Source organism: Halorubrum sp. SD683, assembly GCF_002135045.1.
Classification (GTDB): Archaea; Halobacteriota; Halobacteria; order Halobacteriales; family Haloferacaceae; genus Halorubrum; species Halorubrum ezzemoulense.
The window spans coordinates 1-14,569 of the sequence record NZ_NEWJ01000071.1; the positions used below are offsets into that span (position 1 = coordinate 1).

General features: G+C 72.1%; 11 protein-coding genes. 4 read left to right on the plus strand and 7 right to left on the minus strand.

The features are described 5' to 3' along the window. Positions 1-3,179 (plus strand): glycoside hydrolase family 15 protein (locus B9G49_RS13580; RefSeq protein ID WP_143414711.1); only part of this gene is annotated, 3,179 nt, incomplete at its 5' end. Positions 3,180-3,207: 28 nt separating this feature from the next. On the opposite strand, the gene B9G49_RS13585 is transcribed toward B9G49_RS13580, so the two are convergent. Together B9G49_RS13585 and B9G49_RS13590 are read right to left on the minus strand one after the other, a co-directional pair. Next, positions 3,208-3,663, minus strand: coding sequence for a hypothetical protein (locus B9G49_RS13585; protein WP_086216734.1), 456 nt, complete (start codon positions 3,661-3,663; stop codon positions 3,208-3,210). Next, positions 3,656-5,512, minus strand: coding sequence for a DNA mismatch repair protein (locus B9G49_RS13590; protein WP_086216735.1), 1,857 nt, complete (start codon positions 5,510-5,512; stop codon positions 3,656-3,658). The genes B9G49_RS13585 and B9G49_RS13590 overlap by 8 nt, the downstream gene beginning before the upstream one ends. 147 nt (positions 5,513-5,659) lie before the next feature. Here B9G49_RS13590 and B9G49_RS13595 point away from each other — a divergent pair, with 147 nt between their 5' ends. Next, positions 5,660-6,334 (plus strand): MBL fold metallo-hydrolase, encoded by a 675-nt coding sequence (locus tag B9G49_RS13595; RefSeq protein WP_049929325.1) that lies wholly within the window; start codon positions 5,660-5,662, stop codon positions 6,332-6,334. Between the two features lie 7 nt (positions 6,335-6,341). On the opposite strand, the gene B9G49_RS13600 is transcribed toward B9G49_RS13595, so the two are convergent. From B9G49_RS13600 to B9G49_RS13615, 4 genes are all read right to left on the minus strand, one after another. Beyond that, entirely contained in the window at positions 6,342-7,490 is a 1,149-nt protein-coding gene (locus tag B9G49_RS13600; RefSeq protein ID WP_049929326.1) for an acyl-CoA dehydrogenase family protein, read from the minus strand. A 61-nt stretch (positions 7,491-7,551) separates the two neighbouring features. Further along, positions 7,552-9,696, minus strand: a complete 2,145-nt coding sequence (locus B9G49_RS13605; RefSeq protein WP_086216736.1) for an AMP-binding protein — start codon at positions 9,694-9,696, stop codon at positions 7,552-7,554. A gap of 33 nt (positions 9,697-9,729) precedes the next feature. After that, positions 9,730-10,164, minus strand: a complete 435-nt coding sequence (locus B9G49_RS13610) for a universal stress protein (RefSeq protein WP_049930070.1) — start codon at positions 10,162-10,164, stop codon at positions 9,730-9,732. Positions 10,165-10,260: 96 nt separating this feature from the next. After that, positions 10,261-11,214, minus strand: a complete 954-nt coding sequence (locus B9G49_RS13615) for a transcription initiation factor IIB family protein (RefSeq protein ID WP_006113981.1) — start codon at positions 11,212-11,214, stop codon at positions 10,261-10,263. A 335-nt stretch (positions 11,215-11,549) separates the two neighbouring features. On the opposite strand from B9G49_RS13615, the gene B9G49_RS13620 reads away from it, so the two are divergent. Beyond that, positions 11,550-11,948, plus strand: coding sequence for a TIM barrel protein (locus tag B9G49_RS13620; protein WP_086216737.1), 399 nt, complete (start codon positions 11,550-11,552; stop codon positions 11,946-11,948). Between the two features lie 3 nt (positions 11,949-11,951). Then, positions 11,952-12,575, plus strand: a complete 624-nt coding sequence (locus tag B9G49_RS13625; protein ID WP_049929329.1) for an METTL5 family protein — start codon at positions 11,952-11,954, stop codon at positions 12,573-12,575. 37 nt (positions 12,576-12,612) lie between these two features. Here the strand turns inward: B9G49_RS13625 and B9G49_RS13630 are convergent, their stop codons facing one another. Then, on the minus strand, positions 12,613-14,532 hold the full coding sequence (locus B9G49_RS13630) for a rhomboid family protein (protein ID WP_086216738.1): 1,920 nt from the start codon (positions 14,530-14,532) through the stop codon (positions 12,613-12,615). Positions 14,533-14,569 lie beyond the last annotated feature (37 nt).

A 14,569-nucleotide genomic window follows, 5' to 3' on the forward strand; every position in this document is an offset into this window, starting at 1 on the left:
CGCCGCCCGGGCGCGACGCGCGCTGGACCCCCGTCACGGACCGGTTCCCCCAGCGCGCTGGCGAGGAGGACCAAGACAGCCGCGCCGACGCCAGCACCTTCGCGCTCGCGACCGCGGCCGCCGAGTACGCCGCCCTGCTCGACGAGACGCCGGCGGCCGACGACGACGCGCCCGACGACGCCGCGGCCACCGACGGCTCCGGCTCGGTCGACACCGTCGCGGCGAGCGAGTTCGACCGCTTCCTCGACCGCGTCAACACCCACGTCCGGCAGTCGATCGACGCGCTCCGGCGCGAGACGTCCGCTGTGGAGGGGCTCGTGCGGTTCACCGGCGACGACTGGCGCACCGCCGAGCAGGGCGCCGCGAAGGTGTGGTCGATCGCGACGCTGTGGGGCGCGACCGCGGCGGCGACGCTCGCGGGCGTCGTCGAGGACCGCGGCGGGACCGCGGAGCCGCTGTTCGCCGACGCGCGCGACCTCTACGCCCTCTGCGAGCCGGACGGTCCCTTCGTCAACGAGGCCGGGCTGTTCGCGGAGCAGGTGTTCGACGACGGGGACCTCGACAGCGCGACGCCGATCGCGTGGTCCCACGCCCTCCGCATCGACGCCACGGTGACGCTGGCGAGCCGCGGCGAACTCCCGGTCCCGCACGACCGCGAGACCGGCCCGGAGGCGGCGCCGCACTGGACCACGGGCCGCAAGTTCGGCGTCGGTACGCCCGCCGACTACGACGCCGACGATCCGGTCCCGGTGTGGTTCACGCTCACCGAGGGGGCCCTCACCGAGGCGCGGTTCCCCCGGATCGACGTGATGAACGTCCGGACGTTCGACTTCCTCGTGGCCGATCCCGACTCCGAGTACGCGATACGGACCTTCGCCGAGACGGGCCACGTCTCGGCGACGGAGACGATCGAGCGGACGACCGAGCCGGCGGCCGACGACGCGCTGGCGTACGTCCAGACGATCCGCGAGACCGGCGACGGCCACGGCCACGGCTGGACGCTCACCGTCGAGTACGCGGTCGACACCGACGGCACCGCGATCCTCGCCGACGTCCGGTTCGAGGGGTCCCGCGAGTACGACGTGTACGCTCTCGTCGACGCCACCATCGCGAACGTCGGCACCGACGACCGCGCCGAGCGGGTCGCGGGCGACGCGGGGGCGCACCTCCTCGCGCGCAAGGACGACCCGGACCGCGACCCCGGGAAGCTCGTCGACGACGAGGGCGAGCCGTTCGCCCCCGCGCTCGCGCTGGCGAGCGGCGACGGGTTCGACTGGGCGAGCGCGCTCGCGGCCGACGGCGACGCCACCGACGCGCTGTTCGGCGACGGCGAGCGCGTCGAGGAATCGCCCGAGGCGGTCGGCAACGTCGTGCTCGCCGGTCTCGTCGGCAGCGGCGAGTCGCTGCGAGACACGGTCGCGCTCGGGTTCGCCGAGGACTCGGACACGGCGGGCGCGCTCGGCGAGGCGGAGGGCGCGCTCGCTCGCGGGTTCGACGACGCCGCGGCGGCGTACGCGCAGACGTGGCGCGCGTGGCTCGCCGACCGTGAGCTTCCCGACTCGGTCGCCGGCGACCCCGGCCTCGCGGCGCAGTATCGGTTCGCGCTGATGACGCTGGCGGCCGTCGAGGACAAGGCCCACGACGGCGCGGGGATCGCCAGCCCGTCGGTGCCGTGGGGCGAGACCGAGTACGCCGCCGAGAACCGCGGCTACGGCTACAACTTCGTCTGGTCGCGCGACCTCTATCAGGTGTTCACGGCCCTGATCGAGATGGACGAGCTCGAACGCGGCGCGGACGCCTTGGCCTACCTCTACAACACCCAGCAGGACGACGACGGGTTCCTCCCGCAGAACACCTACATCGACGGCCGGACCCGGTGGGGCGGCGAGCAGATGGACAACATCGGGTTCCCCTCGGTGATGGCGTGGCAGCTGTACGAGCGCGGCGTGACGCTTGACGACGCCGGCTACACGTACGACCAGGTCGCCCGCTCGCTCGATTACATCGCCGAGAACGGCCCCGAGACGGCACAGGAGCGCTGGGAGGAGGAGGCCGGCTACTCGCCGTCGAGCATCGCGGCCGAGATAGCGGGCCTCGTCTGCGGCGCGGCGCTCGCGCTCGCCGAGGCCGACCGGCGCGAGGAGGCGGACGGTGACGGCGCCGAATCGCCCGACTCCCTCCGTGCGGACGCGCTGGCGTGGCTCGCCCTCGCCGACGACTGGACCGCGCGCGTCGAGGAGTGGTGCGCGACCTCGACGGGGACCGACCGCCACGATCGGACCCCGTACTACATCCGGATCACGGCCGACGGGAACCCCGACTCCGGCCGACCGCGCACCATCGCCAACGACGGGCCGACGTACGACGAGCGGGAGATAATTGACGGCGGCTTCCTCGAACTCGTCCGGCTGGGGATCAAGCCCGCCGACGACCCGGTCGTCCGCAACTCCGTCTCGGTCGTCGACGACTCGATCCGGGTGGACACGCCGCACGGCGCCGCCTGGTACCGCTACGTCGGCGACGCGTACGGCGAGATTGCGGTCGGTGACCCCGGCGCGCCGTGGGCCGGGACCGGCGACGGCCGCGGGCGTCTCTGGCCGATCTTCACCGGCGAGCGCGGCGAGTACGAGCTGCGCGCCCGCGCCGACGGCCCCGACGCCTTCGGCGGGACCGACGAGGATGCGCTCGAACCCGAGGCCCTGCTCGAGACGATGGCCGGGTTCGGCAACTCCGGGCTGATGCTCCCCGAGCAGGTGTGGGACCGCGAACACCCGACGAAGTACGGCTGGGAGTTCGGCGAGGGCACCGGGGGGGCGACCCCCCTCGCGTGGTCGATGGCCGGCTTCGTCCGGTTGGCGCACGGCGTCGACGCGGACGAACCGGTCGAGACGCCGGCGGTCGTCCGGGATCGGTACGTCGAGCGCGACCGCCCCGCAGGCCCCGACCTGACCGCCACGGCCGAGTTCGTCGAGGACGCGGTCGTCGTCGCGGGCGAGACGGACGCCGAGTCCGTCGCCGTCCACACCCGAAAGACCTCGCGGCTCGTGACGCCCGACGACGACGGTGCCTTCGAGGTCGACCTCGACGCCGCGACCGACGCGGACACCGTCGTGGTCGCGGCCGCGACGGACGAGGCGTTCGAGGCGGCCGGCACGTCGGTGGAACGGCTTCGGCTCTAGGTCGGGCGGTTCCGGTCTCCGGCTCGGCTCACCCGAGCGCGTTCACGTCGACGCTGCGGACCCCGCCGTCGACCTCGATCTCGACCGTCGAACCGACGCGCTCGCGCACGGTCTCGCGCCACGCCTCGACGCTCTCGGCGTGTCGCTCGCGACGCGTTTCGAGGTCCGCGTCAGGGAGTTCGGCGGCCGTGTCGTCGACTTCGGGGTACTGGGGCACGTCCGCGACGAGGTCCCGGGGGTCGATGTGGAGCGGCGCGGGTGCGTCGTCGGAACCACCGTTCCCCTTATGGCCTCCATTCCCGCCGGCGTCGAGCGCGTGGAGCCGTGCGCGCATCCGCCCGGAGAACGGCGGCGTCGCGCGGAGGACGACCTCGCGGTCGCTCCGGAGCGTGGCCTCGAGCGCGTTCGCCACGTCCTCGCGGTGAACCGCGATCGACCGGATCCGGTCGGGACCGGCCGCGTCGTCCGCCGACTCTTCAGTCATCGTTCGCCGCCCACTCGGCGTCCGAGAGCGTTCGCTGGACGGCCTCTTCGCCGACCGCGCCCGCGAGGTGCTCGAAGCCGGCGCGGACGCCGCGGTCGCCCGCGTTCGCGACCAGCCGCGAGACGATGAACTCCGGCGTGGACTTCCCGACCGTCTCGAACCGCGGCTGGTAGTCGACGCGGAGCTCCAGGTCGTTCGTCAGCCCCTCCGCGAAGATGCCGTCGATCCGTGCGGCCTCGGGCAGCGGACTCAGGTCCTCGGCGAGGTGCGTGACGTAGACGCCGAGCGCGCCGCGGTCGACGGTGAGCGTCACCAGCCCGTTCAGCAGGTCGGCGGCCCGGCCCGGCTCCGTGATCGCCTCGAACTCGTCGACGAGCATGAGCGTCCGGCCGTCCGCGACCAGCGGCGGCACGACCGACTTCAACGTCGACTCCAGCACGCCGGCGTTGAACGACGCGTGTCGGCGGTGGAAGACGATCCGGTCGAACGTCCCGACCTCGGCCGCGTCGGCGGGCACGGGCAGCCCCATCGATGCGAGCAGCGCCACCGCGCACAGCGTTTCGAGGAGGGTCGTCTTCCCGCCGGAGTTCGCCCCGGTGAGGACGCTCACGCGGTCGCCGGTCGGCGGCGCGTCGGCGCTTGCGACGCCCGACGCGTCAGCGAGCGAGTGCGAGCCGACGCCGTACGAGACCGGCTGGACGTCGCCCCCGAGGAACGGGTTCCGCGCGCCGCGCACGGCGATGCCGTCGTCGACGAGCGTCGGGCGGACGTGCCCGTTCTCCGCCGCGAACCGCCCGAGCGACAGCAGGAAGGCGGCGTCCGACACGGCGGACGCGGCGCGGGCGACGGCGGTGTCGCCGCCGTCGTCCGCTCCGTCGCCGCCGCCGGCGGTCGCGTCGTCTCTCCCCGCGGACTCGTCGCCCAGCCGCTCGCGGATGTCGGCCGCGACGGCGGCCTCACGCTCCTCGACGGCCGCTTCGAGTTCGACGACGAGGTCCCGCAGCGTCCCGGAGACGAAGTCGGCGGCGTCGAGCGCCTCGTCGGGCGACGCGGCCCGGACCGTCGCGGGCTCGACGCCCGTCTCGCTCGCGACGTGGTCGATCGTCGCCGCCTCCAGCGCCTCGAAGTCGCGGAGGCTCCCGTCGCGGACCGATTCCAGCACGTCGAACGCGGAGTCGGCGAGGTCGCGCGCCGCGGACAGCTGCTCGCGGAGCCGGTCCAGCTCCGCGTCCGCGCCCGCCGCGATCTCGATATCGTCACCGTCGAGCCCGCCGGCAGGGTCGATCGACCCCCGGACGTCGGCGAGCGCGTCGGCCGCGTCGCGCAGGCGGTCCCCGTCCAGCGCGCCGATGTCGGCGAACGGTCCCGCCGTCAACCCCGCCTCGCGGAGCGCGACGGCGGTCTCGACCGCGGCCAGGTCGGAGCCGGCGGCCTCGTCGTACGCGTCGAACGCGTCCGCGACCGCCTCCCGGTCCGCCTCGTCGAGGTCGGTCCACGCGTCGCGGGCGGCGACGACCCGGTCTAGTCGTGCCTCGACGGCGTCGCGGTCGAGGAGCGGGGTCAACACCCGAATGCGGTCCGCCGCGTGCGCGGTCAGCGCTGCGTCGGCCGCGAGCCCGAGGAGGTCGTCGTACACCGAGCGCGCGTCGCCAGTCGCGAGCACGTCCATCCCGGCCTCCCCGTTCGCCCGGCGGAGGATGCGGGTCGCGCGGCCGCGGTGGAGCCCGGCGTCGACGAGCGCGCGGACATCGGCCGACTCGATCGCCTCGACCGCCCGCTCGGTCCCGAGGGCCTCGGCGAGCCGCTCCCTCGTCTTCGGCCCGATCCCCCAGTAGTCCTGGAGTCGCATACCCCGTGGTGTGGCCCCGGCATCTTGGCGCTTTCGTCGCTCGCGTCGCCGACGGCGACCCCGCGAGAGCGTCGGCGCGAGTTCCGTCCCCTCGCCGTCGGTTCCGCCACGGCAGCGTTCATACCGCGCTGACTCCTACTCGCGGCCATGGCCACGGAGATCGCGGACGGCGTCTGGCGACTCGACTGCGGCGGAGTCAACGCGTACCTCGTCTTCGACGACGTGCCGACGCTCGTCGACGCCGGGACGCCGTGGGACGAGGGCGCGATCCGAGAGGGCCTCGGCGACGCCGGCGTCGATCTCTCGGCGATCGGGCGCGTCCTCCTCACCCACTACGACCTCGATCACGTCGGGACGCTGGCGGCGCTGACGCCGGAGCTCGACGCGCCGGTCCACGCCTACGGCTTCGACGCGCAACTGCTGCGGGGCTATCGGACCCCCCCGCTCGGGAATCATAAAGGGCTGATACAGCGGCTCGGCGGACTCGTCACCGATCTCCCGGAACTCGAAATCGTCGGCGTCCGCGACGGCGACGCGATCGGCTCGTTCACGGCGTACCACACGCCGGGCCACACGCCCGGCCACGTCGCCTACGTCAGCGAGGAACTGGGCGTCGCGCTGCTCGGCGACCTCGTCTCGGAGTCCGACGGCGAGTTGACGGAGTCCGGCTGGGTGATAAGCTACGACACGGGCGCGGTCGCGGCGAGCGTCCGGTCGCTCGCGGAGCGCGCCCCCGCGTTCGACGTCGCCTGCGTCGGGCACGGCGACCCGCTCGCCTCGGGGGGTGACGAGGCGCTGCGCCGGCTCGCGGCGACGCTCTGAACGCCGCCTAGCGCGACTGCCGGTAGATGAGGTTGCGCTGGATGTCGTTGGCGCCCTCGTAGATCACCGGGATGCGCACGTCGCGGTAGACGCGGGCGATCCGGCGCTCGGTGAGGTTCGACCGGCCGCCGTGGAGCTTCATCCCCTTCTCGGCGCAGTCGGTGGCGACCTCGGTGGACTTGGTCTTCGCCAGCGCGGCCCAGTAGCCGGCGTCCTCGCTGTTCGCGACCTTCTCGCAGGCCCGCCAGTTGAGCGCGCGCGCCGACTCGAAGCCGATCCGCATGTCCGAGACCGTGTGCTGGACGGCCTGGAAGTCGTCGATGGTGCGGCCGAACGCCTCGCGCTCGTCGATGAACGCCTCGGCCTCCTCGATGGCCGCGGCTGCGAGGCCCAGTCCGTGGCCCCCGACGATGACGCGGCCGTGGTTGAAGAAGTCCGCGAGGGCGTAGAACCCGCCGCCCTCGCTGCCGACGACGTTCTCCTCGGGGACGAAGCAGTCCTCGAAGACGATGTGGCCCTGCTTCGACGCGCGCATCCCCATCTTCTCGGGGATGTGCTCGGCCTCGTAGCCGTCGGAGTCCGTCTCGACGATGAACAGAGTGTAGTTCGAGTAACGGTCGTCGCTCTCGCCAGTCTTGGCGTAGACGGTGAGCCAGTCGGCCTCGACCGCGTTGCCGACCCAGTACTTCTCGCCGGTGAGCTCGTAGCCCCCCTCGACCTTCTCGGCCTTCGTCGTCATGCCCGCCAGGTCGGAGCCGGTCTGCGGCTCCGACACCGCGAGCCCCGAGAGCTGTTCGTTCTCGGCCACCGGCCGGAGGTACTTCTCCTTCTGCTCCTCCGTGCCGTAGTCCTCGACCATCTCCGCGCCGAAGCTGGCGAGCTGGAGGGTGAGCGCGATGCCCGCGTCCGCGCGGTAGAACTCCTCCGCGATGGCGAGCACCTGCGCGAGGTCGAACCCTTTCCCGCCGTACTCCTCGCCGATGTCCTGCGCGACGAGCCCGGCGTCCATCCCGGCTTCGAGCACCTCCCACGGGTACTCGCCGGTGTCGTAGTACGACTCGGCGTTCGGTGCGATGTACTCGTCGGCGAACTCGCGGGCCTCCTGTTTGACGTCTCGCGCGCGCTCCGGCACGATGCTGTCGTCGAGCAACTCCATACCGACCCTGTGGACCCCGTGGACAAAACCTTCGTGGAACAACGAAGAACTCCGGGCGAGTTCACGCGTCGTCGACCGCGTCCGTGTCGCTGCGTTCTCCGTCAGCGCCCGCGTCGCCGTCCTCGTCGCCGCTTGTCTCCACGTCGCCGTCCTCGTCGCCGCCCACCTCCGCGTCGCGTCGCGTGACTCCCTCCGATCCGGCCGCGACCTCGTCTCCCTCGGTCGCATCCGACGAAGGCTCTCCGTCGGCCACCGTGCCGCCTTCGAGCGCGCCCGCGTCGTTCACTCCTCCCGCAGCGTCGTCCGCCTCGCCGCCCCCCGCTGGCCAGTCGTCCGAGTCAGGCTCCGCGGCGTCCGACTCGTTCCCCGCCGCGTCCGACTCCGCGGGCGGTTCCGCGGGGTCGGCTGGCTCGAACCCCGCGGTCTCGAGGTCGGGGTTCCCGCGCGGGTCCGCCCCGTGTTCGCGGAGGAGCGCGCGCGTCGCCTCCCTGTCGACCGTCCCCGAGACCGTCCGCGGCAGCTCCGCAGTGTACGCGATCGTCTTGGGGATCTTGAACCGCGCCAGCCGCTCGCGGGCGAACTCGACGAACGCCGCCTCGTCGATCGGCGCGGGACCGACGGATCCGGCCCCGGTGGCCGACATCGCGGCCTCGCTCTCCGCGTCGCCCCCGTCCGCGCCGTCGGCTTCCCCGTCGGTCACCGAGGGATCGATCTCTGGGACCGCGTCGTCGACGGCCGGGTCGGCGGCCGCCGACCGGAACTGGTCGCCGACGGCGACGAGCGCGGCGACGCGCTCGCCCCACACCTCGTCGTCGAGCCCGACCACCGCCACGTCGTCGACGTCGTCGTACTCCCGGAGCACGTCCGCGACCTCCCCGGGTTCGACGTTCTCGCCGCCGCTGATGATCCGGTCGTCGACGCGGTTGAGCACGTGGAGGTAGCCGTCCTCGTCGAACCGCCCGACGTCGCCGGTTCGGAGTCCGTACGGGCCGAAATCGGAGCGGTCGAGGTCCGCTGTTTCGATCCCGTTCACGCCGACCGACCCGGTGGAGGACGCGTCGCCCCCCTCGACCGCATCGGCGGTCGACGCGCCCGCACCGTCGACCGCGTCCGGGTCGCCGCCGTCCTCGACGAGGTACCCCGGAGTGATCGTCGGCCCGCTGACGACGATCTCGCCGGTCTCGCCGGGGTCGACCGGGTCGCCGCCGTCGACGACGGTCACGTCGGTGCCGAACAGGGGTTTTCCCACCGTGCCGATCCGGTCTCTGGTCTGTCTGGGCGTCGCGGTCGTGATCTGCGACGCGGCCTCCGTCATTCCGTACGTCGGGTAAACGGGGATCGAGTAGTCGCGGCACCGCTCCAACAACTCCGCCGGCGCTGGCGCGCCCCCGAGCAGGACCACCCGAAGCGAGTCCGACAGCGTCCCCCGCCGGTTGAGCATCCGCCGGAGCATCGTCGGGACGAGCGAGACGCCGGTCACGTCGTAGGCGTCGATGTCGTCGGCGGTGCCGCCCGCGTCGAACCCCTCGCGTAACACGAGGGTCGTCCCGTACAGCACCGACCGGTACACCGGCGCGAGCCCGCCCATGTGGTGGAGCGACAGCGACACCAGCCAGCGGTCGTCGGCCTCGACCCCGAGGCGGAACGCGGAGGCGACCGCGGAGCTGTACACGTTGCCCGCGGTCAGGGGGACGGGCTTGGGTTCGCCGGTGGTCCCCGAGGTGAACAGCACGCAGAGCGGGTCCTCGAACGACCACTCCGGGGGATCGAGCGACGCCGGATCGACGTCGTGGATCCCAGTTACGTCCGCGTCCGCCGGGTCGTCCACGGAGTAAACGGGGACGCCCTCGATCTCGGACACCGCGGCGGTCGCGGTCGATTCGGTCGGCTCGGCGCAGACGACGGCGTCGAGGTCGGTCCGGTCGATCCGCGCGGCGATCTCGCGGGCGGTCAGCTCCTCGCCGAGCGGGACGAACGTGGCGCCGATCCGCATCGTCGCGTGGACGAGGCCGACGGTGCCCACGTACGGGGGCGTGAGCACGCCGACCCGGTCGCCCTCGCCCAGTCCGTGCGCGACGAGTCGCCCCGCCGTCTCGGCGACGAGCCGGTCGAGGTCGGTGTAGCTCCACGCCTCGCCGTCCTCGGCGCGGACGAGGGCGGTCCCGTCCGGCGACGAGACCACGCGGTGAGAGAGCCAGTCGCGCATCGGTGTCACCCCCGTTCGCCCGAGGACGTGCGGCTACTCATCCGCCGGCTGTCGCACGGTCAACACCGGAACGTCCGAGGTGCGGACGACCCGCTCGGTGACACTCCCGAGCAGGTAACGGTCGAGCCCCTTCCGGCCGTGGGTCCCCATCACCACCACGTCGATGTCGTTCTCGTCGACGTAGTCGTGGATCGACTGGTAGGCGGTGCCGGACGCGACGGTGGTGACGCACTCCACGCCCGCGTCCGCGGCGGCGTCCGCCACGCGTCCCGTCGCCTCCTCGCCCTCCGATTCGAGCGCCTCGACGACGATCTCCGCGCCCGCTTCCAGGCTGGAGTACGCCGCGCCGTCGACGACGTACAGCGCGTGGAGGCGAGCGTCGTACCGGTCTGCGAGGTCGATCGCGTGTTCGATCGCGGCGTCCGACGCCGGGCTGCCGTCGGTCGGAACGAGGACATCCGAGTACATCACACTCCCCGCTACAGCGGGTAGCGATTAAAAACCCGATCCAACTGTTCAGATCCCGAGACGGGACGAACTCCGGGGTCTCGACCGGCCGACCGCCTAACGGAAGCCCATCGCTTCGATCTGCTCTTGGTACCGGTTCCGGATGGTGACCTCGGTGACCTGCGCCACGTCGGCGACCTCGCGCTGGGTCTTTTTCTCGTTACAGAGCAGCGAGGCGGCGTAGATGGCGGCGGCCGCGAAACCGGTGGGGGACTTCCCGGAGAGCAGCCCCTGCTCGGCTGAGACATCGATGATCTCGGTCGCCTTCGACTGGACCTCCTCGGAGAGCTGGAGCGCGGACGCGAACCGGGGGACGAACTGTTTGGGATCGACCGGCTTCAGCTCTAGGCCGAGCTCCTGGGAGATGTAGCGGTACGTCCGGCCGATCTCTTTCTGCGGAACCCGCGACACGTCTGCGACCTCGTCGAGGCTCCGGGGAATCCCCTCCTGCCGGCAGGCGGCGTAGAGGGCGGCGGTGGAGACGCCCTCGATGGAGCGGCCGCGGATGAGATCCTCGTTGAGCGCGCGTCGATAGATGACCGAGGCGACCTCCCGTACCGACCGGGGAACGCCGAGCGCGCTCGCCATGCGGTCGATCTCAGAGAGCGCGAACTGGAGGTTGCGCTCGCCCGCGTCCTTGGTCCGGATCCGCTCCTGCCACTTCCGCAGTCGGTGCATCTGCGAGCGCTTCTCGGAGGAGAGCGACCGCCCGTACGCGTCCTTGTCCTTCCAGTCGATCGTCGTCGTCAGCCCCTTATCGTGCATCGTCTCCGTGATCGGCGCGCCGACCCGGGATTTCGACTGCCGCTCGTTGTGGTTGAACGCGCGCCACTCCGGCCCGCGGTCGATGTTCCGCTCGTCCAAGACGAGCCCGCAGTCCTCGCAGACGAGCTCTTGATCGGCGTCGGTGACGATGTTCTCCGAGTCACACTCCGGACAGGAGACCGTCGATTCGTCCGTTTCCTGCTCCGTGTCCCGCTCCTGTTGCCGCTGGCGACTCGGACGTTCCATTAAAAGGTTTCTGGTCAGTCGCGCATTTAAGCCTTGTCCACCCCTATCATCGATCCTGACGGTTCTCGAACCGACGTAAAATCGCGTTTTCGGACGTTAGAGAGGGATTAATAGCAGATTAGCGAACAGAATACACATCGATGGCTGCCCTACCGTCGCCCGGCCACCCGCACCGAGACGCACGAAACGTGACCGTGGACGGAGCCCCGGTCGAGCCTCGGGCGTCGTTTGACGCCCACCTCTCGCCAGCTCCGTCGGTCTTACCCCCGGTGCCCAAGTTTATTACTCCTAAACATTCAAGAAGATTTTTGTATAACCTATACCAATAGGCGTGTATGAGTACGACTTCCCCGGCCGGCGTCGAACGCACGCTTCGCGGCTGTCGCCCGGCCGACGTCGATCCCGTCGTCATCGACGCGGCGGACCTCGACAGCACCGCGCCCGAGCACCTCCGCGACCTCAAGCGGGGGCTCGCGGCCCGCGGCTACCAGCCCGCCGCGGTCGCCGCCGAAGCCGATTTCGACGCCGAGAGCACCCTCGAGCGACAGCGCGAGGTCGACCGACTGCGCGGGCTCCTCCGCGCCGCGGCGTTCCTCGGCGCCGGCCGGATCGAGGTCAGCGTCACCGGCGAAGTCCGCGAAGAGGCCCGCACGGCGCTCGCGGCGCTCGCCGAGCGGGCCGACCGCGAGGGCGTCGAACTCGTCCGGGTGGGCGCGGACGCCGGCGGCGCCTGACCGATGGCGACGAAGCGCTCGCTCGCGACCAAGCTCGGCGTCGTCGCCGGCTTCGAGCGCCCCGACGCCGCCCTCGAACAGTACCCGACGCCGCCGGAGCTGGCCGCCCACGTCGTCCACCTGGCGGACCTCCACGGCGACGTCGAGGGGCGGACCGTGCTCGACCTCGGCGCCGGCACGGGGATGCTCGCGCTGGCGGCGGCGCTTCGCGGCCCCGCCCGCGTCGTCGGCCTCGAACTCGACGGGGGCGCGCTCGCGACCGCCCGAGGGAACGAGCGCCGCGTCGCCGCCAGCGCGCCGGTCCACTGGGTTCGTGGCGACGCGACCCGCCCGCCGCTCGCAGTCTCCGAGCCCGCGACCGTCGTCATGAACCCGCCGTTCGGCGCACAGGACGGAAACCGCAACGCAGATCGGGAGTTCCTCGCGGTCGCGAGCGACCTCGCCGAAGTCTCTTACTCGGTCCACAACGCCGGTAGCCGGAAGTTCGTCGAGGCGTTCGCCGCCGACGAGGGCGGCGAGGTGACGCACGCGTTCGCGGCCGAGTTCCGGATCGACGCACAGTTTGATCACCACACCGACGAGGCGCGCGACATCGACACCGAAGTGTACCGGATCGAGTGGTCGTAGGGGGCCGGACGTTCTCTTCCCGGCCCGCCGGCGCGGGCTACCGCCGTCCCTCGTACCGCTCCCGCTGTGCGATCCGCACTCGCGTCTCGCCGCGCTGCGCGAACACGGCGTTGCCCTCGCGAACGAACGTGATCCCGCGGACGGTCTCGGTCTCGTTCGCGGCCGGGAGCGGCGCCGTGACGTTGTTCCCGCTGCCGCCGGCAACCGTCAGTTCGAACCCGTCGGGCGTGGCCGCGATGACGACGTTCCGCCCGTCGATCCGGGGCTCAGCCCGGGCGGGGTCGCTCGTGAACAGCGTCCGTCTCGTCTCGTTCCTGACCGCGTCGACCCGGTACGCCGGACCGCCGTTCGCGGCGACCCAGCCGACCCGCTGAACCCAGACGGTCTCCCGCCAGCCGGTGCCCCCCACGTCGACCGCGCGGTACCCCCAGAACGCGAGGTTCCCCTTCGAGACGGCGGTCGTCCATATCTCGCGGTCGGGGTCGCTGACGATCACCCCCGACGTGTTGACCGACGTCGAGCGCCCGAACGCTTCCACGTCGACGACGCCCACGAGTCGGTCCTCGACGTTCTCCGCGTAGGTCACCTGATACCCCTCGACCTCGATCGGGTCGCCCGGGAGGTCGCCGTCCTCGACCGTGACGAGGTTCGGCACGACGGCCGGCCCCGCGACGGCCGCCAGCGCCGCCGTGAGCAGGACCAGTCCGACCGCCGCCGGCGTCGACGACCGGATCCCGTCTCGGAGCGTCTCGGGCTTCGGCACCGCTCGGGACGGCCAGAGCGGGTCGTCGCGCGAGGCGGCCGCGACGGCGACGATCGCGGCCAGCAGGGCGAGCAGCCCAACGCCGACCGCGCGGTACAGCTGGTACCGCTCGTTGCCGAGGTACCAGTACACCGCCCACAGCCGACGCGAGGCGCCGAACAGCAGGAGCGCCCCGAAGACGACGAGCGCGGTGCGCTCCGACGCGTCCGCGCGCGACCCGTCGTGGTCCGGCGCGGCATTCGGATGGAACCGCCACCGACCGGGGGTCGCGCCCGCGTCGCGGTCCTCGCTGCGTTTTCCGTCGTCCCGCCCTCGAGTTCGCCGCCGCCGCAGGAGTACGACGGCGACGAGGGCGCCGCCGATGAGCCCGAGCGCATGCCCTTGGATCGCGACGTTCGCCCACCCCGGGGCGCCGTAGGAGGGGGACGCCTCGGCGAACGCCACCGGCGTCCGGAGGGCGTCGTAGACGACGCCGACGAGCGCCGTTCCCGTCGTGGCGACGACCGCGGCGACGGGACGCGTAACGAGCGCGAACCCCCAGTACGCGAACACGACGACGGAGAAGCCGATCACGGGCCCCAACGCGAACAGCGCCGAGACGAGGCCGAACGCGACCGCCGCGCCGGGGACGATCAGGAACGCACGGACGTAGGGGTTCTCGCCGGGGGATTTGACGGCGCGGATCCGGCTCGGCAGCCGTCGGGCTCGACTCGGCATCTCACGGACTCGACCCGGGAGACCTCGCAGGCGATCCGGGAGTCGCCGGGACCGGACGGCGGCCCGCTCCCGGTCGCCGACCTTGCGTCCCTCGGGGAAGTGGCCGTACGCGCACTCCGCGAGGCTCCCCGCGACGAGCGCGGAGAGGAGGTTCCCGGTGATGTGTCCGCGGCCCGCGTGCGCGAAGCTGGACCAGACGAGCCCCTCCGGGTAGAAGTACGACCACGACCGGAACGGGATCACGACCGGTCGGTTCGGGTCGTCGATTCCGGACTGGACGAACAGGTACACTCCGATCACGCCGGCGACAACGAAGAGCGTCCCCCACGGGACACCGAGCAGGAGCCGCGAGCGGAGCGTCCGCGTCCAGTCGGCCCCTCGTCGATCCGCGAGGAACACCGCGGCGAGCGCGACGGCGACGGAGACGCCGCCGGCGGCGAGGTGGGCGGCGTCCGACGCCAGCGCGTCCGCGACCATGTCAGGTTCGACGGGGCCGCGCACACATCAATAACGG